This is a genomic window from Flavobacterium ginsenosidimutans (assembly GCF_003254625.1).
Lineage (GTDB): Bacteria > Bacteroidota > Bacteroidia > Flavobacteriales > Flavobacteriaceae > Flavobacterium > Flavobacterium ginsenosidimutans.
The window spans coordinates 1-22917 of sequence record NZ_QJRJ01000072.1; the positions used below are offsets into that span (position 1 = coordinate 1).

The 22917-nt window shown below is 32.0% G+C and carries 27 protein-coding genes and 1 tRNA gene; 13 read left to right on the plus strand and 15 right to left on the minus strand.

The window, feature by feature from the left end; all coding sequences use genetic code 11:
* Positions 1–289 precede the first annotated feature (289 nt).
* The 3 genes from DM444_RS06440 (at position 290) to DM444_RS06450 (ending at position 2333) form a co-directional block, all read left to right on the plus strand.
* Positions 290–853 (plus strand): Crp/Fnr family transcriptional regulator, encoded by a 564-nt coding sequence (locus DM444_RS06440; protein ID WP_111284984.1) that lies wholly within the window; start codon positions 290–292, stop codon positions 851–853.
* 64 nt (positions 854–917) lie between these two features.
* The gene (gene lpxA / locus DM444_RS06445) at positions 918–1691 is read left to right on the plus strand and encodes an acyl-ACP--UDP-N-acetylglucosamine O-acyltransferase (protein WP_111284985.1); all 774 of its coding nucleotides are present in this window, start codon (positions 918–920) and stop codon (positions 1689–1691) included.
* A gap of 48 nt (positions 1692–1739) precedes the next feature.
* Positions 1740–2333, plus strand: a complete 594-nt coding sequence (locus tag DM444_RS06450) for a YdeI/OmpD-associated family protein (RefSeq protein WP_111284986.1) — start codon at positions 1740–1742, stop codon at positions 2331–2333.
* Between the two features lie 60 nt (positions 2334–2393).
* On the opposite strand, the gene DM444_RS23855 is transcribed toward DM444_RS06450, so the two are convergent.
* Both DM444_RS23855 and DM444_RS23860 read right to left on the minus strand, forming a co-directional pair.
* The gene (locus tag DM444_RS23855; RefSeq protein WP_239455601.1) at positions 2394–2918 is read right to left on the minus strand and encodes a DMT family transporter; all 525 of its coding nucleotides are present in this window, start codon (positions 2916–2918) and stop codon (positions 2394–2396) included.
* Positions 2919–2992: 74 nt separating this feature from the next.
* The gene (locus DM444_RS23860) at positions 2993–3283 is read right to left on the minus strand and encodes an EamA family transporter (protein ID WP_239455602.1); all 291 of its coding nucleotides are present in this window, start codon (positions 3281–3283) and stop codon (positions 2993–2995) included.
* 344 nt (positions 3284–3627) lie between these two features.
* Between DM444_RS23860 and DM444_RS06460 the strand changes: the two genes are divergently transcribed.
* The 3 genes from DM444_RS06460 to DM444_RS06470 all read left to right on the plus strand — a co-directional run bounded on the left by DM444_RS06460 (position 3628) and on the right by DM444_RS06470 (position 5787).
* Complete coding sequence (locus DM444_RS06460; RefSeq protein ID WP_111284987.1) at positions 3628–4722, plus strand: acyltransferase family protein; 1095 nt, start codon at positions 3628–3630, stop codon at positions 4720–4722.
* A gap of 162 nt (positions 4723–4884) precedes the next feature.
* Complete coding sequence (locus DM444_RS06465; RefSeq protein WP_111284988.1) at positions 4885–5304, plus strand: hypothetical protein; 420 nt, start codon at positions 4885–4887, stop codon at positions 5302–5304.
* Positions 5305–5427: 123 nt separating this feature from the next.
* Entirely contained in the window at positions 5428–5787 is a 360-nt protein-coding gene (locus tag DM444_RS06470; protein ID WP_111285168.1) for a MerR family transcriptional regulator, read from the plus strand.
* Between the two features lie 87 nt (positions 5788–5874).
* Here DM444_RS06470 and DM444_RS06475 read toward each other — a convergent pair whose 3' ends face one another.
* The 6 genes from DM444_RS06475 to DM444_RS06500 all read right to left on the minus strand — a co-directional run bounded on the left by DM444_RS06475 (position 5875) and on the right by DM444_RS06500 (position 10050).
* The gene (locus DM444_RS06475; protein WP_111284989.1) at positions 5875–6291 is read right to left on the minus strand and encodes a helix-turn-helix domain-containing protein; all 417 of its coding nucleotides are present in this window, start codon (positions 6289–6291) and stop codon (positions 5875–5877) included.
* Positions 6292–6603: 312 nt separating this feature from the next.
* Positions 6604–7077, minus strand: coding sequence for a hypothetical protein (locus tag DM444_RS06480; RefSeq protein WP_111284990.1), 474 nt, complete (start codon positions 7075–7077; stop codon positions 6604–6606).
* Between the two features lie 90 nt (positions 7078–7167).
* Positions 7168–7596, minus strand: coding sequence for an NUDIX domain-containing protein (locus DM444_RS06485; protein ID WP_111284991.1), 429 nt, complete (start codon positions 7594–7596; stop codon positions 7168–7170).
* 79 nt (positions 7597–7675) lie between these two features.
* A tRNA-Val gene (locus DM444_RS06490) sits at positions 7676–7753 on the minus strand.
* A gap of 160 nt (positions 7754–7913) precedes the next feature.
* Positions 7914–8711, minus strand: a complete 798-nt coding sequence (locus DM444_RS06495; protein WP_111284992.1) for a hypothetical protein — start codon at positions 8709–8711, stop codon at positions 7914–7916.
* Positions 8712–8823: 112 nt separating this feature from the next.
* Entirely contained in the window at positions 8824–10050 is a 1227-nt protein-coding gene (locus tag DM444_RS06500; RefSeq protein WP_111285170.1) for a bifunctional folylpolyglutamate synthase/dihydrofolate synthase, read from the minus strand.
* Positions 10051–10180: 130 nt separating this feature from the next.
* Here DM444_RS06500 and DM444_RS06505 point away from each other — a divergent pair, with 130 nt between their 5' ends.
* On the plus strand, positions 10181–10876 hold the full coding sequence (locus tag DM444_RS06505) for a MotA/TolQ/ExbB proton channel family protein (protein WP_111284993.1): 696 nt from the start codon (positions 10181–10183) through the stop codon (positions 10874–10876).
* Positions 10877–10879: 3 nt separating this feature from the next.
* Complete coding sequence (locus DM444_RS06510; protein ID WP_008464192.1) at positions 10880–11275, plus strand: ExbD/TolR family protein; 396 nt, start codon at positions 10880–10882, stop codon at positions 11273–11275.
* A gap of 378 nt (positions 11276–11653) precedes the next feature.
* Here the strand turns inward: DM444_RS06510 and DM444_RS06515 are convergent, their stop codons facing one another.
* From DM444_RS06515 to DM444_RS06525, 3 genes are all read right to left on the minus strand, one after another.
* Positions 11654–12559 carry an energy transducer TonB gene (locus tag DM444_RS06515; RefSeq protein WP_111284994.1) on the minus strand — a complete coding sequence of 302 codons (906 nt, stop codon included), beginning with the start codon at positions 12557–12559 and terminating at the stop codon, positions 11654–11656.
* Positions 12560–13270: 711 nt separating this feature from the next.
* Positions 13271–14497: a Glu/Leu/Phe/Val dehydrogenase dimerization domain-containing protein gene (locus DM444_RS06520; protein ID WP_111284995.1), complete on the minus strand. Its 1227-nt coding sequence runs from the start codon at positions 14495–14497 to the stop codon at positions 13271–13273.
* 142 nt (positions 14498–14639) lie between these two features.
* Entirely contained in the window at positions 14640–15215 is a 576-nt protein-coding gene (locus DM444_RS06525) for a chalcone isomerase family protein (protein WP_111284996.1), read from the minus strand.
* Positions 15216–15698: 483 nt separating this feature from the next.
* Here DM444_RS06525 and DM444_RS06530 point away from each other — a divergent pair, with 483 nt between their 5' ends.
* From DM444_RS06530 to DM444_RS06550, 5 genes are all read left to right on the plus strand, one after another.
* Entirely contained in the window at positions 15699–16841 is a 1143-nt protein-coding gene (locus tag DM444_RS06530) for an acyl-CoA dehydrogenase (RefSeq protein ID WP_111284997.1), read from the plus strand.
* Positions 16842–16981: 140 nt separating this feature from the next.
* The gene (locus DM444_RS06535; RefSeq protein WP_111285173.1) at positions 16982–17959 is read left to right on the plus strand and encodes a M28 family peptidase; all 978 of its coding nucleotides are present in this window, start codon (positions 16982–16984) and stop codon (positions 17957–17959) included.
* 35 nt (positions 17960–17994) lie between these two features.
* Positions 17995–18672, plus strand: a complete 678-nt coding sequence (locus DM444_RS06540) for an SDR family NAD(P)-dependent oxidoreductase (RefSeq protein WP_111284998.1) — start codon at positions 17995–17997, stop codon at positions 18670–18672.
* Between the two features lie 28 nt (positions 18673–18700).
* On the plus strand, positions 18701–19069 hold the full coding sequence (locus DM444_RS06545) for a four helix bundle protein (protein WP_111284999.1): 369 nt from the start codon (positions 18701–18703) through the stop codon (positions 19067–19069).
* 12 nt (positions 19070–19081) lie between these two features.
* Complete coding sequence (locus DM444_RS06550) at positions 19082–19690, plus strand: SprT-like domain-containing protein (protein ID WP_111285000.1); 609 nt, start codon at positions 19082–19084, stop codon at positions 19688–19690.
* A 105-nt stretch (positions 19691–19795) separates the two neighbouring features.
* Here DM444_RS06550 and DM444_RS06555 read toward each other — a convergent pair whose 3' ends face one another.
* From DM444_RS06555 to DM444_RS06570, 4 genes are all read right to left on the minus strand, one after another.
* The gene (locus tag DM444_RS06555) at positions 19796–20560 is read right to left on the minus strand and encodes an ABC transporter ATP-binding protein (protein WP_111285001.1); all 765 of its coding nucleotides are present in this window, start codon (positions 20558–20560) and stop codon (positions 19796–19798) included.
* Positions 20560–21306 carry an MlaE family ABC transporter permease gene (locus DM444_RS06560; RefSeq protein WP_111285002.1) on the minus strand — a complete coding sequence of 249 codons (747 nt, stop codon included), beginning with the start codon at positions 21304–21306 and terminating at the stop codon, positions 20560–20562. Before DM444_RS06560 ends, DM444_RS06555 begins: the two co-directional genes overlap by 1 nt.
* A gap of 79 nt (positions 21307–21385) precedes the next feature.
* Complete coding sequence (locus tag DM444_RS06565; protein ID WP_111285003.1) at positions 21386–22234, minus strand: glycosyltransferase; 849 nt, start codon at positions 22232–22234, stop codon at positions 21386–21388.
* A gap of 94 nt (positions 22235–22328) precedes the next feature.
* A complete protein-coding gene (locus tag DM444_RS06570; RefSeq protein WP_111285004.1) occupies positions 22329–22856 on the minus strand; it encodes a methyltransferase in 528 nt (175 codons plus the stop codon).
* Between the last annotated feature and the right edge of the window lie 61 nt (positions 22857–22917).

Sequence of the window (22917 nt, forward strand, 5' to 3'; positions counted from 1 at the left end):
GCCTTTCTTTTAAGAATCCTCATCATGTATTTGATGGGGATTTTTTGGTTTTAATAGTCTGCTGAAATCTGGATTGTAAACAATCTTCTGGAATCTTAAAGGATTTTCCTTGGGAAAACCTCTTAAAAAAAATGTCTTTTTTATTGTGATATAGAAGCTGTAATTTTAATAATTTGGCTTTAAAATGCGAAAAAAAAAGGCTTTGAGTAAGTGTTTTCATTTGTAGGTTATATTGCTTTATAATTTTCGAATTAAAACTTTAAATTTGAAATTATAATATAGAAAATAAATGGAAGAACTAATTCAAGTCATTAATGGTTTTCAGGAATTAGATTCTGAGACAGAACTTGCACTGAAAAAATATTTTGTAGAAGAAACTTTTAAAAAGAATGATTTTATTATTAAAGGTGGTAAAATCTGTGATAAGATCTATTTTATAAAATATGGTGCGGTAAGAAGATTTTGTATTGAAGATGGTATAGAAGTTACAAAGTGGATTTATACCGATAATCAGTTTATAACTTCGATGAGTAGTTTTTTTGAACAAAAGCCATCATTTGAGAATTTTCAAACTTGTGAAGAAACAGTTGTTTATTCGTTGTCTTATTTAGATGAACAGGCTTTGCTAGAATATCCCTTATTTGTGAAGTTTCATATTAAACAGCTTCGATATTATCTTTCCAAAATAAACGAATTCAATCATTTATTTCGTTTAATGACTGCTGAGAAAAAATATTTATTTCTGTTAGAGTCATTTCCTCAAATTATTAAAAAAGCTAAATTGAAACACATTGCATCATTGATCGGCGTGAGCCAAGAAACATTAAGCAGGATTCGGGCATCAATTATTTGATATTGCATCAAAAAAAATGATTTAAACTTTTTCAATTTTTGTGTTTATTTTAAAATACTAAAAATTGAAAAATACTTTCATTCATAAACAAGCTGTAATTGGGACCAATGTCAATATTGGAAACTGCGTTACTATAGAAGACGACGTAATAATTGGTAAAAACACTCAAATTGGGAATAACGTTTCAATTTTAAGAGGAACAAGAATCGGTGAAAATTGTCAGATACATTCTAATGCCGTTTTAGGTGGAATTCCACAAGATTTAAAATACAAAGGAGAATATACTTTTTTGGAAATAGGACATAACAATATAATCAGGGAATTTGTTACGATAAATAAGGGAACTATTTCCAAAGGCACAACTAGTATCGGAAATTCTAATTTGATTATGTCTAATGCACATATTGGTCATGATTGCGCTATTGGAAATAATTGTATAATTGGTTTTAGTGTTGGAATGGCAGGAGAAGTAACTGTTGAAGATTGGTCTAATATTAGCGGATTAACAGCCATTCATCAGTTTTCATCGATTGGTGAAAATACTATGATTAGTGGTTTAAGTCGGGTTGTAAAAGATATTCCTCCTTACATCATGGTTGCGCATGAACCTTTACGTTTTGCTGGGATAAATACAGTAGGATTAAAAAGGCGTGAATTTGACTCTTGTAAAATCGATGAACTAAAAGCTATTTATAAAATTATATTTCAAGAAAAAAGAAATACAAAGTTTGCGTTAGAATTAGTTAAAAGCGAATTTGAGCAGACTTTGGAAAGAGATAAAATCTTAAATTTTATTTGTAACTCAAAAAGAGGAATTCTTAAAGGGATTGAATTTTAATTAAACGATTTATTATCTTTAGTAAACTATTTTTTAATAAAATTGGATATGACAGAAGATAGTGCTAATTCTAAAGTGGATTTTTATTTTGAGAAAGCAGAAAAATGGAAATCGGAACTTGAACAAATGAGAACTATTGTTTTAGATTGCCATTTATCAGAAGAATTAAAATGGGGATGTCCATGTTACACTTTTGATAATGCAAATATTGTTTTGATTCATTCATTTAAGGAATATTGTGCTTTTTTGTTTTTCAAAGGAGCTTTAATGAAAGATCCAGATAATATATTAATTCAGCAATCAGAGAATGTACAAGCGGCTCGTCAAGTTAGATTTACGAATACTCAAGATATTTTGGCCAAGAAAGAAATTTTGAAAAAGTATATTTTTGAAGCGGCTGAAATTGAAAAGTCAGGGCAAAAAGTAGAACTGAAAAAAGTTTCTGAATTTGAAATTGCCGAAGAACTTCAGAATAAATTTGATACGGATTCTGATTTTAAAAAAGCTTTTTATACTTTAACTCCTGGAAGACAACGTGCATATTTACTTCATTTTTCTCAGCCTAAACAATCTAAAACAAGAGAGGCGAGAGTAGAAAAAAATATTCCGCGAATTTTAGATGGAAAGGGATTGAATGATTAAAAAATATCGATAAAAAGAAAAACTCCTTTTGTACAAAGGAGTTTTTTTTGTTTTATACTTTTAAGAGGTTTGTGGCTCTACCGTATTTTTCTTTCGAATAGAAATAATAGATTGCAGTAAAACGGAAGTCATTACCAAGCTTATTCCGATATAAAATGAGAAATTGACTGATTGTCCTTCGTTAAAAAATAAAAAAGCTAATATTATAGAATAAATGGGCTCTAGGTTGAAAGTTAGATTTATAGTGAAAGCAGGAATTTTTTTAAGTGATTCCGCAAACATAACATAAAGCGCAACGGTGCAACATGACGCTAAGATCAATAAATAGAAAGTATCTGTTAAGCTTGGAATGAAAGTTTGGTCTGGAAAATTGTAAAAATAAAATGGCAGTGCAAATCCTAAAACTAAAGTTCCGCCAAGCATCTGATAAAAATTAATTAATTTACTGTCATAAAATTGTACGAGTCTTTCATTGTAAATAGTGTACAAAGCAGCAAATGCAGAAGAAATTACTCCAAGTAAAATTCCAAGCTGATACGAAGAATCAAAATGGAAAATTAAACTTATCCCTAATAAAGTTAGCATACTTAATAAAACCTGAACTAGATTGAATCTTTTTTTATTGAGAATAGGCTCGAAAAAAGCTGTGAAAAAACTAGTCAGACAATAACAGACAACGCAATAGATATGTTAGAATATTTAATGCTGGCATAAAAGAAAACCCAATGAATGGTAATCAAGATTCCAGCTTTAGAAATTTTTACCGCTTCAGAAAATGACTTTAGCATTTTAAGATTGTAAATTTTTAAAATGAAAAAGAGAATAATAGAAGCAAATAATACTCTATACCAAACTAAAGTAATTTCGTTAAGAGAAATAAGTTTTCCGAAAACGCCAGTAAAACCAGCAAGTAAAACTGCAGAATGCAGTATCAAATAAGATTTTTTCATAAGAAGTTGTCTATCCTTTTTTGGGAGGATATTTTTTGAATATTAATAATGTGATTGAGGTAAAGACACAACAAATCGGACTGAAGATTCAGTCAAGTGTCAATACTAAAGAAGCATTATTAATTTATGGAGGAGGAAGACAACCTTTAAAACTCATGATAAAATTTGATTTTCGGTAAAATTAAGAAAAAAGCATTGCGTGAAAAAGTGCAAAAAGTTATTTAAATGTGAAACTTCAAACAATTTAACAACTGAATTGAATAAATCTGATTTTGATTTGAATATTAATTTGTAGAACTTGCGACGATACCGAATCACCTAATTTATAAGTTTATTACAATCTAATGAGTGCAAGCCAGTCAACTACAGCAGTTCTTGAAACAAAACAGCATTTTGAAATTTTAGACGGATTAAGAGGCATCGCAGCTTTTGCAGTTGTCGTGTTTCATTTTATGGAATGGATTTTTACTGATCCAAGCAAGAATTTTATCGGACACGGATTTTTAGCTGTCGACTTTTTCTTCTGTCTCTCAGGTTTCGTAATTGGATATGCTTATGATGATCGAATTGCAAAAATGGGGCTTCGTAATTTTTTTATCGCTAGAATTATTAGACTTCATCCGTTAGTTATTGCAGGTTCAATACTAGGTTTGTTGGCTTTTTTATTTGATCCTTTTGGTGGTCATTTAGAATTGTACAGCACAGGAAAAATTATTTTGACATTTATCTGTTCAATTTTTCTTATTCCGTTTCCAGTTATTGCTGACCGCGGATTTAATTTGTTTAGTTTTAATGCACCTGCTTGGTCGCTTTTTTGGGAATATATAGCCAATATAGTTTATGCATTTGTTCTTTATAGAATTGGAAGAAGTTTTTTACTGCTATTAACGATATTATCTGCGGTGGCTATTTGTTACGTAGGATATAATTCTGGTAATTTAATTGGAGGTTGGAGCGGCCCGACTTTCTGGGATGGATGTGCTAGAATTTCCTATTCTTTTTTAGCGGGATTGCTTATTTATAGATCTAACTGGATTATAAAAAATAAACTTGGTTTTGGTGGATTAACTTTTTTATTGCTATTAGCTTTTATTATACCGTTTTCAGAATGGAATTGGATTTCAGAACCGTTAGTTGTGTTACTTTATTTTCCATTATTAATTTCTTTGGGAGCTGGAGCTATCTTAAAGCCTGGATTGAAAAAAGCTTGTGTTTTTTCAGGAAAAATATCCTATCCGTTATACATGACGCATTATGCCGTTTTATGGATGTTTGGAAATTATTATACTAATTATAAACCAGATACAACACAATTGACTTTAATTGTAGTAACTTCAGTTGTTTTGTTGATCGGATTCGCTTATTTAGTAATGGTTTTTTATGATATTCCGTTAAGGAATTATTTAAATGCTAAAAGAAAAGAAAAACTGGCGAATTAAAAATCTTTAGCCCTAATCATAATAAAAAACTCCATTAGAAATAATGGAGTTTTTTATTGTTTTTTGTCTTGAGTTATGATCTTCTAATGAGTATTTAATCAGAAATTAGCTTAACTTGATCTCGATTTTCCATTCGTTAAAACTATTAAAACCAAATAAATTATGAAATTTCCAATAATTACAACTTTACTGCTATTACTCGGCACAGTTAATACATATTCGCAAAAACTAAATTGCCAAGATTTTAGAACGGGTAAGTTTGAATTAATAGATGAAATAAATCAGCAGAAATATATTTATGAGCGATTCGAAAATTTTCAAACTGAAGAAACATTCGATATGAAAACTGGGAAAGTTGTTGAGGAAAAAGGTTACTACATTTTAACATGGATAAATGACTGCGAATATAATTTAAAGTTAGATACTACTAAAACGAAGGGAGATGATATTGCTTTAGCTGTAAATGCTAGAGGCGGCGTTAATTCTAGAATAGTATTTGTTGACGGTAGTTGTGCTGTCATTGCTGTAACAATTGCAGACGAGAAAATTGAAACTGCCTATGGAATGTGTAAAATTGACTAGCGTTTCTGAAATATTGTTTTTGTCTCATTTCTTGTGCCTTAAGAACAAAAAAATAGTATATTTGAAACTGGAAAGCATAGACTGTACTCTATGCTTTATTGTTTTCTTCTAAAAAATAGAATTATGCTTGTAAACGAATTATCGAAAAAAACAGGATTGTCAATCCATACTATTAGATATTATGAGAATTTAGGAATGATTAAGGGATTGACTGATGAAAAAGTGACATCTAATAATTATAAACATTACGATGGTAATACTATTGAACGTTTAGAAATCATTATAGAAGCAAGGGAAGTTGGCTTTACTTTAGCAGAAATAAAGAAAATATTAATCAGCTGGTTTGAAAGTACTGATTCGAAACCAGAAACGCTTGAGCTTTTTCAAGCCAAGATAAAAGAGATTGACGATAAAATGAGATATTTCAAAAAGACCAAGAGTCTTCTCGAAAAAGTATGTGAAAAAATAAAAAGTAATGATTGATAATGAATTGTCAATCAATTGGATCTTAAATTGTACAATAAAAAAACTCCATTAGAAATAATGGAGTTTTTTTATGCTTTAAAAAGATTATTTTCCTTTTACTATTTTTTCGAGATATTCGACTTTGTCTTTTTCGGCTTGGATCAAGCGTTCATAAAGTTTTTCTTTTTCTTCGTAAAGTTCTACAACTTTATCAAGTGGATTAAAAGTAGGTTGAAAATTGACTGCATTTAATGTTGAACTGTCGTGACTATTAAATGTATTATTAATGATACTTAGTATGTTTTCGTCGCTGTAATTTTTAATGCCTTCAGCTGTAACGCCAAGTGCTTTTGCAACTGCCGTAAGCTTTTCTTCATCAATAGTTTCGCTATTTTCCATAGCAGAAATAGCCTGTTGATTTGTTCCTAAAGCTTGTGCCAATGCTTCCTGTTTCATATCGCGAAGTTCACGAATACGGCTAATATTTCTTCCGATGTGTTTTGGTCTTGCTAGTGTGCTCATAATTCAAAGATAATAATTAAGTGAATAAACCAGAACTGTAAAAAACAGATTTTAAATGTATGTTACAGATTTTCTTGGGGAGCGGTAAACAAAAATACAATTTTTATGGAAAGGATTTTGAATTCTATTTCTCAAGCTTAAATTTTAGATTTGTCATCCTGAGGAACGAAGGATCACACTAGAAATTCCGTAAAGTATATCGCCAATCTTTGTTGGTTTCCGAGTGTGATTTCTCGTTCCTCGAAATGACAATGATTTATGTTTATTGGAATTGATAAAAAAAACATAATGATGCGAAGCTATGTTATGACTTTAATTTTTTCCAATCCATTTTCCTTTGCACCATTTTTTTATTTTACCGTAAATATCCATTTCAAAAAGATAATTTATCGCTTCATCTTTATATGTTTCAACAATAATTACAAAGTTTTGATTTTTGTTTTTTTTTAGATTAGCTATCACAAAAGCTCTTGGATAATCACCTTTTTTAAACTGTTTAATTTTTTTAAATTTATCGTCATTGGCTAAAATAATATTTTTTACCTCTAGATTATTTGTGCCTCCAACCATTGTATCTTGCCATTTAAGTGCAAATGTTTTTGCGCAGTCAGAGTCCCAATAACTATAATCTTGAACTTTGACAACAAAATTAATTTTTGATGAAGTTTTAGATATTATTGAATCTTTATAAAAATTAAAGGCTTTTTGTTCAAAATCAACTTTTTCTTGCCCATAAAATGACTGACAATAAATAAGAAAAATAGATGTATAAAGAATTGTTTTCATAATTTGTGTGTGTACTAAGATAGGAAACAATTTTTTGTGACCTATAAAAGAATTTGAAACAATATAAAAGTTATGAAAGTATTATTTGTCTTATTTGATTAATAGCTTTTTCTTCAATTTCTCAAATGCAATTATATCTGCCTGTAAAACAAAAGGATTTCCTTTAGAATCAATATCAATCCATTCTAATTTTTCCAATCCTGGAATTTGAACATTTAAATCTTCAATATTTTGTATTTTGACAATATAATAAATATTAAGAATCTGTTTGTTGTCTTTTATACGAGATTCAATGAAATCTTCTTGAGTATAAAGATGATCTAATATTTCGATTTTTAAATTTAATTCTTCTTCAAATTCTCGATGAAGACATTCAATGGTGCCTTCTCCAAATTCAAGACCTCCTCCAGGCAATTTGCATATTTGTGTTCCTGCATATTTTTCATGCAGTGCCAAAATTTTATTGTCATTTATACAAAAGGCATAAACTCTAACATTAAATCCGATTAGTTCGCTCATGATTTTAAATTTTTGATGTTTTGGAAAATAACTTTGGAAAAGGGCAAAAAAAAACTCCTTAATTTCTTAAGGAGTTTCTTGGTGGGCGATGAGGGGTTCGAACCCCCGACCCCCTCGGTGTAAACGAGGTGCTCTGAACCAGCTGAGCTAATCGCCCTATTTTACTAGGTTGCTATCATTTCGTGATTGCGAGTGCAAATATACGCTAGTTTTTGAGTTCTGCAAAGAAAATAGAATAAAAATTTAAAATTTTTCAAAAGTATTTTCTATAAGGCTGAGGGATAAAATGTTATGAAAGTATATTTTTTAATCATTTTTTACTTTGAAAGTGACGGAATGTTCCTGTAGATATTATCGCTGTGTTTTCCAGTGAAAGATTTGTCCAATTCATCAAAAAAAGCATTCGAATCTTTTTCATTTGGCCAGGTCGATTTAATCAGTTCGTCTATTTTTTCGTTGGATTTTTCCATATCGGCTAAAGAATCATAGAAAAAAGCTTCCATAAAATCGGTACTATTAGAACCCCAAGAATGGCGGAACGGATAATACGCTTTTATATAAGGATCGTTAAAAGTGATTTTTTCATTAAATTCTTTCGCGTTTTTTCCGTTTCCTTTCATGCTAAGTTCCGATTTTCGGATGTAAACGACCATTGGTTTCTTTGTTTGATCTTTGTATGCTTTTTCGCCAATAGAATTTAAACTCTGATAAATCTCATCTGAATGTATTGGAGTGTAATAAGAGTTGTATTTATCGAAGAAAGCTTTTCTGGCTTTTTCATCTGGCCAAGCTTTTTTAATTAAATCTTCATTAATGGCATCTGCTTTGTCTATATCCTCCCAATTTTTATAAACGCTCACGGCAACTACTTCAGTATTGTCATTCGTGTAATAATGAGTAAGTAATTCCGAACCAATAATAAGATCATTTTTACTAATAACTTTGTCAAAGTATTCCTGTTCTGTAGCCTTCCAGTCTTTTGCTTTTCCATCTAAACTGAGATGCAGAGTAGTCATCGTGATAAAAACTGGTTTCTCTTTTTCCTGTGCGTAACCTACAACGCACACTAGAGCCATCCATAGGAAAAGCCCTAGAAGTGTACTTCTTGTTTTCATGATTTAAATTTATTTTTGGGTTTTTAATAAATAAATTTAAGTCATTAAAAATCAAATAGTTATATGTTTGTAGGCGATTTTATCCTTATTTAGGATGTGAAATTTAATTCTCTTAATTTAAAGGCAGTTCAGCCACTACAAAAGTGCTTCCGCCAACATAAATAAAATCATTTTTTGCAGCCTTTTTCTTTGCTTCCGCGAAAGCGATTTCAACAGAACTGTATTGGTCTCCAATCAAGTCATATTTTTTTGCTTCGTTTTGTAGAATTTCGGTGCTTAAACCTCTTGAAGAATCTGGTCTGCAGAAATAGTATTTTGCTTCTTTAGGGAATAATGGCAAAATAGAATCTAGATCTTTATCATTAACAACACCCAAAACAATATGAAGGTTTTCAAATTTTTCGTTTTTCAGCTGATTCATTACAACCGATAATCCGTGTTTATTGTGCGCAGTGTCGCAAATGATTTTTGGGTTTTCTCCCAATTGTTGCCATCTTCCTTGTAAACCCGTATTTTTTACAACATTTAATAAACCTTCTTTTAGCTGTTCTGTCGAAATCTTAAAATCGGTTTCATTGTTTAAAATCGAAATCGTCTGCTGAACCGTTTTTTTATTATGAAACTGATAATCTCCAATTAAATCAGACAAATAAATCTGATCAATTAAATCTGACGCAAAAGAAATCGGTGCGTTGTTCTCTTCGGCTTTAGCCAAAAATACAGGTTTAGTTTCATCATTATATTCGCCAATAACAACTGGAATATTTGGTTTTATGATTCCCGCTTTTTCGCCTGCAATTGCTTCGAGAGTATTTCCTAAAAATTGTGTATGGTCCAAACCAATATTGGTAATTACCGAAACCAAAGGCGTAATAATATTTGTTGCGTCCAATCTTCCACCCAAACCAACTTCGATAATAGCAATATCAACTTTTTCTGCAGCAAAATAATCAAATGCCAAACCAACCGACATTTCGAAGAAACTCATATCATTAGCTTCAAAAAAATCTTTGTGTTTTGCAATGAATTCAATGACAAAAGCTTCAGAGATTTCTTTACCGTTGATTTTAATTCTTTCTCTAAAATCTTTTAAATGTGGAGAAGTGTACAAACCAACTTTATAACCCGCTTCTTGTAAAACAGACGAAAGCATATGCGAGGTCGAACCTTTTCCGTTTGTTCCAGCAACGTGAATACATTTGAGCTCGTTTTGCGGATTATCAAGATGAGCTGCCAATATTCTAATATTAGTTAAATCTTCTTTATACGCCGAAGCACCTTGCAATTGGTACATTGGAAGTTGATTAAACATCCAATTGGTAGTCTCTTGATAGTTCATTTGTTTAGATAAAATGGTTGTTGATTGAAATAAATTTCGATTTTTGTAGTTTAATATTACAGCGAAAATTATCTTTATTGCAAATTTCAAATATTTTTTAGAATTAATTATTAAAAACCAGAATTAATATATGTTTAGTTTTATTCAGTTACAAACAGATACAATCGCAAATGCTTCAAATGTAGTGATAGAGAAGGTTGCAACACCCCAAAATGAAATTTCAATGTTTGGGTTTATCATGAAAGGGGGAGTTTTTTTAATTCCAATCGCGATTTTATTGTTTTATACGATTTACCTAATTTTTGAACGTTATATGTACATTAACCGTGCGTCTAAAATTGACAGCCGATTAATGCAAGACATTGGTGAGAAATTGCATTCTGGAAATATTGAATTGGCAAGAACTATTGTGGAAAGAAATAATACTGCAGCTGGAAATATTTTGAAAGAAGGTGTTTTGGTAATTGGAAGACCAATTGCAGAAATTGAATCCAACATGGATCGTGCTGCCGATATCGAGATTGGCGAAATGGAAAGACATTTAGGTCATCTTGGACTTATCGCAGGTATCGCGCCAACGCTTGGTTTTATTGGAACAATTTCTGGAGTTATCAAAATTTTCTACAGCATTTCGGTTACCGAAAATATTAGTATCGGAAATATATCTGGAGGTTTGTACGAGAAAATGATCAGTTCTGGTTCTGGATTAATTGTGGGAATTATTGCTTATAGTGCTTACCACTTATTGAACGGAAAGATTGATAATTTTGCTTTAAAAATTCAGAAACAGATTTTAGAATTTGTCAATATAATTCAAAGAGCATAAGCCATGTCTATTAAAAGAAAAAGAAGATTTCACGCCGAAGTAGCGACTTCATCTTTGAGCGATATCATGTTTTTCCTGCTGTTGTTTTTCTTAATTATCTCAACACTGGCAAATCCGAATGTGATTAAGATGACTTTGCCAAAAGCTAAAGCGAACGAAAAAACCAATAAACAATTAATTAGTTTATCGGTTACAGAAGATAAAAAGTTCTATATCGACAAACAAGAAGTCGATTTTGAAAATCTAGAAACGAGTTTAATGTCAAAAATAGGAACAGATAAAGAACAAACTGTCGTAGTTCGAATTCCGTTTAACTTACAAGTTCAAGACTTAGTAGATGTTTTACAGATAGGAGTGAAGAATAATTTGAAATTTGTAATTGCAACTAGTCCGAAGTAAAAATAATTATTAGGGCGTGACCACAATAAAAAGATGGGCCAATCAGCATAACATAACGTTGATTCGCCCATTTTTTTATTGCGGCCGTCCCGATAGCTATCGGGAGCGCTACTTCGGTAGCTTGCTCCTATCCCTCACGCGAACAGAACCTAATTTTACGCAATAATTTGTCATCCTGAGCGAAGTCGAAGTACACGCTAAGAAGCTCGACAAAGATTGATGATTCTCTTTGAGGAATTACATGTGTGTCCTTCGACTTCGCTCAGGATGACAAGCTAATCGTTAATTAAAATAAAAGCAACAAAAAAGGCTTTCAGATATTTATGAAAGCCTTTTTTATAATAGCAGATTCGTGAAAATCCGTGAAATTCGTGTTTTTTAATTCAAGTTAAAATTATAAATAATTCTTCCAACTTGTTTTGGCGCAGCATTATCATCAGCAGACCATTTTGTATTTAATGCAGCAATTTTGGCTTGTTCTAATAAGCAACTTGCTTTGTTTGTTGTTCCTTTTATTCCGGCAGTTGCACTAACGGTTTTTCCAGTTTGATCAACTGTAACTTCAACCACAACAGTTCCTTCTTCGTTACAAGTGTATTTTGGAGCAGGTTTCGATAATGCCTTTCTTCCGTTTAGAGAATATCCAGTTCCACCGCCAGAACCACCACCAGTTCCTGCTCCGTAACCGCTTCCAGTTCCAATGCCATTTCCAGTTCCGTTACCGCCTCCAGTTCCTCCGCCAGAACCACCACTTCCGTAATAACCGTTAGAGTTTAGACTTCCGTTTGCTTTTCCTTTATTTCCGGCTGCTTTATCATCTCCGTCTCCGCCTTTGTTCGAACCTTTCATAATGCTGGCTAAAGCATCATTTGTTGAGTTAGAAACTTTTGGTTTTTCTGGTACTGGTTTTTGTATTGGTTTTTCAACAGGCACAGGTTTCTTCGGTTTCTCTTTGGTCGGAATAACAACATCATTATCGGCAGTTGTATTTTCCTGACTAATTATCGCTTCTTCTTCTGGAGTTGCTTTTGCGGGCGCTTGTTTTACATTGTTTTTTACATCCAAAACTTCGCTTTTATAATTGGCTCCAGAACCTAAATCGCTGTCTCCAAAGTTTACCGTTACGCCTCCGCCGCCACCTCCGCCATCGGCAAGAGCTACATTGTTTTCAGGATTGTAAGGAGGCCAAAAACGTATAAAAAACAGCAACGTAATAATTACCGCATATATTGCAGTAGTAAATAATAATGATTTCCTTTTATCTGAAGAAATAGACGAACTCATTTAGATTCTGAATTTTGAAATGTATTATTTTAAAAACGTTTAAAAGTACTAAAAATTGTTTAGAATGAAAGTGCATGTTGCTATTTAACCGCAAAGCACGCTAAGAGTTTTTTAAAATTAATTATAATGCAAAGTTCACAAAGTTTTTATCTGTTTAATTTGAGTTAATCTTTATATTAAGTTCACAAAGCTTGATCTAAACAAAGCTTTGCGAACTTAATATTTAGATCTTGCTTGCGCTCCAAATAAAAATACCTTAGCGTACTTTGCGGTAAAAAATGCTTGTAATTATAACGCAAAGTTCGCTAAGATTTTTACGCAAAGTACACAAAGTTTAATTTATCTTAAATTTGAGTAAATCTTTAGATTAAAAGTTCACAAAGCTTGATCTAGACAAAGCTTTGCGAACTTAATATTTAGATCTTGCTTGCGCTCCAAATAAAAATACCTTAGCGTACTTTGCGGTAAAAAATGCTTGTAATTATAACGCAAAGTTCGCTAAGATTTTTACGCAAAGTACACAAAGTTTAATTTATCTTAAATTTGAGTAAATCTTTAGATTAAAGTTCACAAAGCTTGATCTAAACAAAGCTTTGCGAACTTAATATTTAGATATTGCTTGCACTCCAAATAAAAATAACTTAGCGAACTCTGCGTAAAAAAAACGAGCCAACAATAATGCGGCTCGTTTAGATTGAGATATAAATAAATTTACACTAACTGTTTCAAAGCAATTTCAAACGCAGTTGCGCTGATATTTGTTTTTGATGAACTTAAAGCATGAGCTTTTACAATTGCATTTTTTATAATTTCTGAAGTATCATTAAAAATCGCTTCGTCTGTCATTTGGACTTTTTTCTCCATGAAATAAGCAAAAACTCTTGCCATTCCGCAGTTTGAAATAAAATCAGGAATCAAACTTACTTTTTGGTCTACTTGCTCCATAATAGAACCAAAGAAAATTTCTTTGTCAGCAAAAGGAACATTTGCACCGCATGAAATTACTTCCAATCCGTTTGTAATTAAGCTATCAATTTGCGCTTGAGTTACCAATCTTGAAGCGGCACAAGGAGTGAAAATCTCAGCGCCGATTGTCCATATTTTAGAGTTGATTTCTTCAAACGGAATCATATTATCGGCAACTAATTTATTTCCGTCTTTATTTAAAAACAAAGTTCTGATCTCTTCAAAAGAAAAACCATCTTCTTTAATAAGCCCGCCATCGCGATCAATAATTCCGATAACTTTTGCTCCCATTTCAGCTAAATAAAAAGCAGCGGCAGAACCTACGTTTCCAAAACCTTGAACGATTGCTTTTTTACCTTTAATGTCTCCGCCATAAGTTGCGTAAAAATGACGAACTGCTTCTGCAACACCAAAACCAGTAATCATATCGGCAACTGTATATTTTCTAGTTACGTCTGGTGAAAATTTCGGATTTTCAATTACTTTAATTACACCCTGACGCAATTGACCTATTCTATTAATTTTATCAGCTTCTGTAGGTTTAAAATGTCCATTGAAAACTCCTTCTTGCGGATGCCAAACACCGCATTCTTCCGTCATGGGGATAACTTCATGGATTTCATCAACATTTAAATCACCTCCAGTTCCGTAGTAACTTTTTAACAAAGGAGAAACCGCTTTATACCAGCGTTGTAAAACACCTTTTTTACGAGGATCGTTCGGATCAAAATTTATTCCAGATTTAGCCCCGCCAATTGCTGGGCCCGAAACAGAGAATTTAACTTCCATTGTTTTAGCCAATGACAAAACTTCGTTCATGTCTAGACCTTTTCTCATTCTGGTTCCTCCACCCGCAGCTCCTCCGCGAAGTGAATTAATTACAGTCCACCCTTCGGCTTCTGTTTCTGAATCTTTCCAATTAAAAACAATTTCAGGTGCTTTGTTTTCAAATTGTTGTAATAAATCTTTCATTTTGTTGTGATATGTTTATTTTGCGTAAATGTATAAAATAGAATAATGCGAATAATGTATTTTGCAGCAAATTTATAAAACATAAAAGAAAAGCCGAAAACTATCAGGTTTTCGGCTTTTTGAATATTCAAAAAATTAAGAACTATTGTCCTAATAAATGTTTCTTTAGAGTTTCATCAACTGGTTTGTCAGAAAGCCAGATTCCGAATAAGGCTTTTTTGAAATCAAATCCTGGAACTTTTCCTTTCAGAACTTCATTTTTATAAACATAAACATTTTGATCAAAAGGACTATATGCTAAGACAAACACATCTTTTTCTGTAATTGCATCACTTAAGTAACTTTTTAACTGCTCAATTCTTGGACGTAATTGTTCAAGTTCTGCTCCAGCAGATTTTTCAAAACCAGTATTCATGGCTTTTGTCAATTTACTAGAAGATACCATTGATGAAGTAATTTCAATTCTAACAGCCATTTCTGTATCACTGTCAATAATGAATTGTGGATCTTGAGTTAATTGAGATAAATATAATGCCTGAACATAAACTTCCAACCACATTTTTGATCTTCCGCCGGCACCATTAAGTTGTAAAGGTTTGTTTTGAAAGTCTATCTTTCTCGGAACTGTAACACCGTTAACTTCTATTTGAGTTTGGGCTGAAACGACCGAAAATTGTAGGCTTAAAAGGAGTGTAAGTAATAGTAAAATCTTTTTCATGTTCTATCAATTATTTATTTTTTGGTCAAAAATAATGTTAATTTATTAATATTTGGTTCATTTTTAGCATGTTTTTTTTCTGTAAAATATACATTTATTTTTTGTATTACATTAACAATCAAATTAGTAAGAGTAAGTTTACGTACATTTACGTGCTTTAAGAATTGTTTAATGTTTGAATTTGAAAACTTAGTCACTTTTAAGTCAAAAAAGAGGAAATTGTGATTCTTGAATTTTATCGAATTTGTTGCAATATTGATGCTGAATTGAATGAAAATCTAAACAATTACGAAAACGTTATCGTGATCTTTGCTGATCTATTAATTTTATATGCATGCATTGTAAATTACACTTTTAAAAAGTATCTTTGGAAGCCTTTGTGTCAAAAAATTAAGGCATCGAAAAAACATAAAAAAACAAAAAACCATCAACTATAGAAATCTGTTTGAAATCTGGTTGAAAAAACATTTAAAGTAAACTACTATGGATTTTAATCTTACCGAAGAACATTTAATGATTCAGCAGGCAGCAAGAGATTTTGCTCAAAATGAATTATTGCCGGGAGTTATTGAACGTGACGAAAAACAAATTTTTCCAACTGAGCAAGTCAAAAAAATGGGCGAGCTTGGATTTATGGGAATGATGGTTGATCCAAAATATGGAGGAAGCGGTCTAGATGCAATTTCTTATGTTATTGCAATGGAAGAAATTTCTAAAGTAGACGCATCTGCTTCTGTTGTTATGTCAGTAAACAATTCATTAGTTTGCTGGGGATTACAAGAATATGGTACTGAAGAACAAAAACAAAAATATTTGCCAGGTTTAGCTTCTGGGGAAATTCACGGAGCATTCTGTTTAAGTGAACCTGAAGCAGGAAGTGATGCAACTTCGCAAAAAACTACCGCAATTGATATGGGCGATCATTACTTGGTTAATGGTACAAAAAACTGGATTACAAACGGTAACACAGCTTCTGTATATTTAGTAATTGCGCAAACACACCCAGAATTAAAGCATAAAGGAATCAATGCTTTGATTATGACGAAAGATATGCCAGGTTTTTCAGTTGGACCGAAAGAACAAAAAATGGGAATCCGTGGTTCAGATACACATTCTTTAATGTTTTCTGATGTAAAAGTTCCAAAGGAAAATAGAATTGGAGAAGATGGTTTCGGGTTTAAATTTGCAATGAAAACTTTAGCTGGAGGTAGAATCGGAATCGCTTCTCAAGCCTTAGGAATTGCTTCTGGAGCATATGAATTGGCATTAAAATATTCTAAAGAACGTAAAGCTTTTGGAACAGAAATCTGCAATCACCAAGCAATTGCTTTCAAATTGGCAGATATGGCTGTGAATATCGAGGCAGCTCGTCATTTATGTATGAAAGCGGCTTGGGATAAAGACAATAATAAAAACTACGATGTAAGTGGTGCGATGGCAAAATTATTTGCTTCACAAGTTGCAATGGACACTTCTGTCGAAGCAGTTCAAATTCACGGAGGAAATGGGTATGTAAAAGAATACCACGTAGAGCGTTTCATGCGTGATGCTAAAATTACTCAGATTTACGAAGGAACTTCTGAAATTCAGAAAATCGTAATTTCAAGAGCCGTTATTGCTGGATAAAATTAGGTTACAAATAGATTTGAAACCCTTTCGACTTTTAGTTTGGAAGGGTTTTTTTATGAATATTCTATTACTTTTCATAAGTTTATAGTTCCAAGTAAAAATCATTTTTGATTATCACTAAAACAAACAAAGAAACAATGAAAAAACTATACTTTTTATTTCCGTTTATTTTTTTAGCCTGCAAGTCAGGAACTACAACTGTCAATGAAAAAGAAACGGTATCAGATTCTAAAACAATTGAAGTTACTTATAAAGTAAATGAAACTGAAATTTCAGATTTTCTAAAATACCTTTCTTCAGATGAATTGGAAGGACGTGAAACGGGGACTAAAGGAATTGAAAAGGCAGCTATTTTTCTAGAAGATTTTTTAAAGAAAAATAAAATCAAACCTTATTTTAAAACCTATCGAGATACTTTGACCAATTTTAAAGTTCCTGCTTTTAATATTGTTGGTGTGATTGAAGGAACAGATCCTGAACTAAAAAAAGAATTTGTTGTCTTGAGCGCGCACTATGATCATATTGGTTTGGAGAAAAAACAACAGGAAGATAAAATTAATAATGGCGCAAACGATGATGCTTCGGGTATAACTTCTGTGGCTGCAATGGCAAAATATTTTAGCGAAACAAAAGCTAATAAACGCAGTATATTAATTGTGTTTTTTGCTGGAGAAGAAAAAGGTTTATTGGGATCAAAAAGTTTAGTTCAGAAATTGAAGAAACAAGATTTCAATCTTTATACCCAATTAAATATCGAAATGATTGGTGTTCCAATGAAAAGAGATTTCTTAGCTTATATTACCGGTTTTGACAAATCGAATATGGCATCAAAAATAAATGAATACACTGGAAAAAATACAATTGGCTTTTTGCCAAAAGAAGCAGAATATCAATTGTTTTACAGGTCAGATAATTATTCGTTTTTTGAAGCTTTCGGAAAACCTTGTCAATCGATAAGTACTTTTGACTTTGAAAACTTTGATTTCTATCACCATGTTTCAGATGAATTTAAATTGATGGATATTCCGCATATTACTGCTTTCACACAAGAATTATTGCCTGCCGTGACCAAAATTGCTATTTCTCCAACGCAGGAAATAACCATGAATAAATAAGAGGCTGTTTTACAGCATTTGATTATTTTTGTCGCATGAAAAATATTATCGTTACAGGAACAAGCAGAGGAATTGGTTATGAATTAGCCTTGAAATTTGCTGAAGCAGGCCATCAGGTTTTGGCAATTTCCAGAAAAATTCCACAAACATTATTACAGCATCAAAACGTAACTTGCTTGTCTGTTGACTTAGCAGATGAAACAGCTTTGAATCAGGTTGAAAGTTTTCTTTCTTCAACTTGGAAAAAAGTAGATGCAGTAGTTCATAACGCAGGAACTTTACTTTTAAAACCTTTTTCAGAAACTACTCAGGCAGATTTTGAAAGTATTTATAAAGTGAACGTTTTTGCAGTTGCTAATTTAACTCGTATTTGTATTCCGTATTTAGAAAAAGGAAGTCATGTTGTGACTATAAGTTCTATTGGAGGAGTTCGCGGAAGTTTGAAATTTGCTGGATTAGCGGCTTACAGTTCGAGTAAAGGAGCTGTAATTACTTTAACTGAATTATTGGCTGAAGAATATAAAGAAAAAGGAATTTCATTTAACGTTTTGGCTTTGGGTTCTGTTCAAACTGAAATGCTGAATGAAGCTTTCCCAGGATATCAAGCGCCAATTTCAGCAGAAGGAATGGCAACTTATATTTATGATTTTACTCTTAACGGAAATAAATATTTTAACGGAAAAGTTTTAGAAGTCTCTTCAACGAACCCTTAAGTTAATTATGAATTATTAGTTATGAATTATGAGTGAGAGTATTGTGAAAACTAAAAGTTTTGAGTTAGCTGTAAGAGGGGTTAATTTCTATAAATGGTTAGTTGCGGAAAGGAAAGAATTTATAATGAGTAAACAATTTTTACGTTCAATTACTTCTGTTGGGGCAAATGTTCGTGAAGCTGTCAATGCACAAAGGAAGCCAGATTTTATTCATAAATTATCGATTTCTCAAAAAGAATGCGATGAATCAATGTATTGGTTGGAAATATTAATTGCTACGAATTATATTTCTAATGCTGAATTTGAATCAATGCACAAGCAATGTGAGGAAGTACTAAAGATCATAAAAAGCATAATCATAACGTCAAAGAAAAAACTCATAACTCAAAACTCATAATTCATAATTAAATTGAGCGAAACTTTAGCTAAATATATTCCAGAACATGCGGTAAAACCCGTTTTCGATTTGATAGTGGCCAATCAGGTTCATTTGAAAATTGTAAACGAACGCCAGACGCGTCATGGTGATTATAGACGCGGACCAAGTGGAAAACATGAAATTACGGTTAATGCAAGTTTGAATAAATACCGGTTTTTGATTACGTTGATTCATGAAATTGCGCATTTAGTTGCTTTCGAGAAATTCGGACGAAATATAAAACCACATGGAAACGAATGGAAATATACTTTTCAGCGTTTGATGGTTCCGTTTATTCGGCCAGAAATATTTCCAGGACAGATTTTACCATTATTAGCAAGACACTTTAAAAATCCGTCTGCAAGTAGTGATACTGATACGACTTTGTCTTTGGCTTTAAAACAATATGATAAAGATAGCGATAAGAACTATGTTTTTGAAATCCCCTACGGAAGCGTTTTTAGAATCAAAAACGGTAAAATTTTCAAGAAATTGGCCGTTCGTACCAAACGCTTTGAATGCATTGAAATAAGTTCAGGAAAAACATATCTTTTTAACCCGAATGCTGAAGTTGAATTGATCACTTTAAAATCTCAATAAAAAATCCCAAATTCCAAAAGTGAGAATACCCAAAATAAAAAAATCCCAAATTCCAAGTTGTTAAGATTGGAATTTGGGATTTTTTTATTTTGAATATTTAAAATTCTAAAGCCCTTTTAAATAAGCTTCACGTACTTTCTTAAATAAATTCGAAGAATAAACGAATTTCACTATCGCTTCATTGTCCGTTTTAAAGATTTCTTCTTTAGTTCCCTGCCAAGCTTTTAATCCTTTTTTCAAGAAAACGATGTTTTCACCGATTTCCATCACAGAGTTCATGTCATGTGTATTAATAACGGTTGTAATGTTGTATTCTCGTGTAATTTCCTGAATCAGGTTGTCAATCAGAGTTGAAGTATTTGGATCCAAACCTGAGTTTGGCTCATCACAAAACAAATATTTTGGATTGTTTACAATAGCACGTGCAATTGCCACACGTTTTTGCATACCTCCAGAAATTTCAGAAGGCAATTTTTTGTGCGCGTCTACCAGATTTACTCTTTCTAAAACAAAGTCAACTCTTTCTTTGATTTGTGCTTTGCTATTACTTGTAAACATTTTTAATGGGAAAGCCACATTTTCTTCAACAGTCATAGAGTCAAACAGTGCAGAGCCCTGAAATACCATTCCGATTTCAGTTCTTAATTCACGTTTTTCATCTTTGTCTAAATCAGAATAAACTCTTCCGTCAAATTCAATTGTTCCTGAGTCTGGTGTGTGAATTCCTAAAAGCGTTTTTAATAAAACTGTTTTTCCAGATCCACTTTGTCCAATAATCAAGTTGGTTTTTCCAGTTTCAAATACCGTCGAAACGCCTTTTAAAACTTTACTGTCACCAAATGATTTTTCTATATTTTTTACTTCTATCATTATCCTAATAATAATTGAGTTAATATATAATTTAGAAGAATTATGGTAACAGATGTCCATACAAATGACGTTGTACTTGCTTTACCAACTTCTAATGCACCACCTTTCATGTAATATCCATGAAAAGACGGAATTGTTGCCAATAACATCGCAAATATTAAAGTCTTGATAAATGCATAAGTAATATGAAACGGTATGAAATCTTTCTGAGCTCCCATGATAAAATCTGCTCCTGTCGAGAATCCTCCGTAAGCACAAGCAAGCCATCCTCCAAAAATTCCTAAAAACATACTGATTCCGATTACAAAAGGGTACATTAATAGTGCAACAATTTTTGGAAAAACAAGATAATTTACTGAATTAACTCCCATAACTTCTAAAGCATCGATTTGCTCTGTAACACGCATTGTTCCAATACTAGAAGTAATGTAAGATCCCATTTTTCCGGCCATAATTACCGAAATAAAAGTAGGAGCAAACTCCAAAACTACAGATTGACGTGTAGCAAAACCAATTAAATATTTTGGGATTAATGGATTAGTTAAGTTTAATGCCGTCTGAATGGCAACAACTCCCCCAATGAAGAAAGATATAAAGCAGACAATTCCAAGTGAATCAATAATCAAATCATCAATTTCTTTAAAAATTAAATTTTTCATAACAGGCCATTTGGTCTGTTTATTGAAAATTTCTTTCAGCATTAAAAAATATTTTCCTACTTGGGATAAATAACGAATTAGCATCATAAGTTTTAAATATTGGCTAAGGTAAAAAGAAGTTATGAGTTATGAGTTATGAGTTCAGTTTTTTCGAGTGTTTTACCAATCAAATTAACTTTTCTTTCATTTTTTTCAAACGATAATTTCTAATAAATTTAGCTTGTTCAGGTGTAACCAATAAAGGTGTTTTTGCTTTTTTAGCTTTCCAAAAACCTCTTATATAGTCTAAAAATAGAAATGGTTTTTTCTTCATCATTGCCAATTTTGCCGATGCAATTGCCGTGATCCAGAAACCATATCCTAAAGTATAAAAAGCTTCGCCTTGTTTGTAACGAGCTGTTTTGTTGTAATTTGCTCCAGTCGGCTTTAAATGTTTTACATGTAAAGATTCGTCAGTGATAATTTTCCAATCGTAATATTTACAAAGTAATTCATCAACAGTGTCCCAACCCATTGCTGGGCGTAAACCGCCAATTTGCTGATAGGTTTCTTTTCGATACGCTTTTAAAGCTCCTCGAATATGATCTTTATCGGTAAGATTTTCTAAAACCCATTCGCCATTTTTATCGATGTAACAGAATCCGCCAGCCATTCCAACTTTTGAATCTGATTCGAAATGTTTGATAATGGTTTCGAAATAATTTGGTGGAAAAATTAAGTCACCGTCGATTTTTACAATAATATCGTAATCAGAATCTAAAGTCTCAAAACCTTTTTGAAAAGCTTGAATCACTTTACTTCCAGGCATATGAATAGCATCTGAAGTTTTGTTGACAACAGAAATATACGGATTTTCTTTTGCGAAGCTTAATACAACTTCTTCCGTTTTATCAGTTGAATTGTCGTTCACAACGACCACTTTTGAAGGCAAAACAGTCTGAGAAACCAAAGATTGTAAAGTCAAGCCAATGAGATCTTGTTCGTTATGCGCGGGGATGACGATGTAATATTTCATTTTAAGAATTTTAGTCCCGAAGCCTCGGGATTAGATTTTAGATTTTAGATTCTGTGAAAGTCATCTAAAAATCAAAAATCGTTAATCAGCAATCTTAGTTCTTGACTTTTTCAGCCACAACAATATAATATCTTGGAGTGAAATATCTTAATAATGGTCTGATTCCAAGTTTTTTTACCGGATGTGTAAATTGCAGACGATCTGTGATTTTCCATCCTGTTTTTTCTAAAAGCCAGTCCAACTGCCAATCTTCAAATTCGTGATAATGTCTGTCCCACATATCAGTTTTAGATCGATATGCTGGTGAAAACCATAAACGTAACGGAATTGAAATTAACAATTTGTCACATTTTACGTTTTGTAAAATTGTGTATGGATTTAGCAAATGTTCGAAAATTTCAAATGCAGTAAAAACAGTATATTCTTCTGTTTGTAAAGCTGTATGATCGTTATCTAAATCTTCACCTGTTGTGTTTTTTACAGTATAACCATTTTCTTCCATTATTTTAGAAAACGGATTTGGAACTCCAAAATCAAAAATGGTTTCAGATGTTTTAACGTGTTTTTGTAAAAATTCTAAGGTAAGTTTGAATCTTTTATTCGGAAATGTTTTTTCGTACATTTTATAGTTTTTAACAACAAGGCGCAAATATACTAAAAAGTCCGCACTATAAGATGCGGAC

Excerpts from the sequence above, each read along its gene's own strand:
- DM444_RS06440 (WP_111284984.1), top strand. The coding sequence starts at position 290 with ATGGAAGAACTAATTCAAGTCATTAATGGTTTTCAGGAATTAGATTCT.
- DM444_RS06450 (WP_111284986.1), top strand. The coding sequence starts at position 1,740 with ATGACAGAAGATAGTGCTAATTCTAAAGTGGATTTTTATTTTGAGAAA.
- DM444_RS23855 (WP_239455601.1), bottom strand. The coding sequence starts at position 2,918 with ATGCTAACTTTATTAGGGATAAGTTTAATTTTCCATTTTGATTCTTCG.
- DM444_RS23860 (WP_239455602.1), bottom strand. The coding sequence starts at position 3,283 with ATGAAAAAATCTTATTTGATACTGCATTCTGCAGTTTTACTTGCTGGT.
- DM444_RS06460 (WP_111284987.1), top strand. The coding sequence starts at position 3,628 with ATGAGTGCAAGCCAGTCAACTACAGCAGTTCTTGAAACAAAACAGCAT.
- DM444_RS06465 (WP_111284988.1), top strand. The coding sequence starts at position 4,885 with ATGAAATTTCCAATAATTACAACTTTACTGCTATTACTCGGCACAGTT.
- DM444_RS06470 (WP_111285168.1), top strand. The coding sequence starts at position 5,428 with ATGCTTGTAAACGAATTATCGAAAAAAACAGGATTGTCAATCCATACT.
- DM444_RS06475 (WP_111284989.1), bottom strand. The coding sequence starts at position 6,291 with ATGAGCACACTAGCAAGACCAAAACACATCGGAAGAAATATTAGCCGT.
- DM444_RS06480 (WP_111284990.1), bottom strand. The coding sequence starts at position 7,077 with ATGAAAACAATTCTTTATACATCTATTTTTCTTATTTATTGTCAGTCA.
- DM444_RS06485 (WP_111284991.1), bottom strand. The coding sequence starts at position 7,596 with ATGAGCGAACTAATCGGATTTAATGTTAGAGTTTATGCCTTTTGTATA.
- DM444_RS06495 (WP_111284992.1), bottom strand. The coding sequence starts at position 8,711 with ATGAAAACAAGAAGTACACTTCTAGGGCTTTTCCTATGGATGGCTCTA.
- DM444_RS06500 (WP_111285170.1), bottom strand. The coding sequence starts at position 10,050 with ATGAACTATCAAGAGACTACCAATTGGATGTTTAATCAACTTCCAATG.
- DM444_RS06505 (WP_111284993.1), top strand. The coding sequence starts at position 10,181 with ATGTTTAGTTTTATTCAGTTACAAACAGATACAATCGCAAATGCTTCA.
- DM444_RS06510 (WP_008464192.1), top strand. The coding sequence starts at position 10,880 with ATGTCTATTAAAAGAAAAAGAAGATTTCACGCCGAAGTAGCGACTTCA.
- DM444_RS06515 (WP_111284994.1), bottom strand. The coding sequence starts at position 12,559 with ATGAGTTCGTCTATTTCTTCAGATAAAAGGAAATCATTATTATTTACT.
- DM444_RS06520 (WP_111284995.1), bottom strand. The coding sequence starts at position 14,497 with ATGAAAGATTTATTACAACAATTTGAAAACAAAGCACCTGAAATTGTT.
- DM444_RS06525 (WP_111284996.1), bottom strand. The coding sequence starts at position 15,215 with ATGAAAAAGATTTTACTATTACTTACACTCCTTTTAAGCCTACAATTT.
- DM444_RS06530 (WP_111284997.1), top strand. The coding sequence starts at position 15,699 with ATGGATTTTAATCTTACCGAAGAACATTTAATGATTCAGCAGGCAGCA.
- DM444_RS06535 (WP_111285173.1), top strand. The coding sequence starts at position 16,982 with ATGAAAAAACTATACTTTTTATTTCCGTTTATTTTTTTAGCCTGCAAG.
- DM444_RS06540 (WP_111284998.1), top strand. The coding sequence starts at position 17,995 with ATGAAAAATATTATCGTTACAGGAACAAGCAGAGGAATTGGTTATGAA.
- DM444_RS06545 (WP_111284999.1), top strand. The coding sequence starts at position 18,701 with ATGAGTGAGAGTATTGTGAAAACTAAAAGTTTTGAGTTAGCTGTAAGA.
- DM444_RS06555 (WP_111285001.1), bottom strand. The coding sequence starts at position 20,560 with ATGATAGAAGTAAAAAATATAGAAAAATCATTTGGTGACAGTAAAGTT.
- DM444_RS06560 (WP_111285002.1), bottom strand. The coding sequence starts at position 21,306 with ATGATGCTAATTCGTTATTTATCCCAAGTAGGAAAATATTTTTTAATG.
- DM444_RS06565 (WP_111285003.1), bottom strand. The coding sequence starts at position 22,234 with ATGAAATATTACATCGTCATCCCCGCGCATAACGAACAAGATCTCATT.
- DM444_RS06570 (WP_111285004.1), bottom strand. The coding sequence starts at position 22,856 with ATGTACGAAAAAACATTTCCGAATAAAAGATTCAAACTTACCTTAGAA.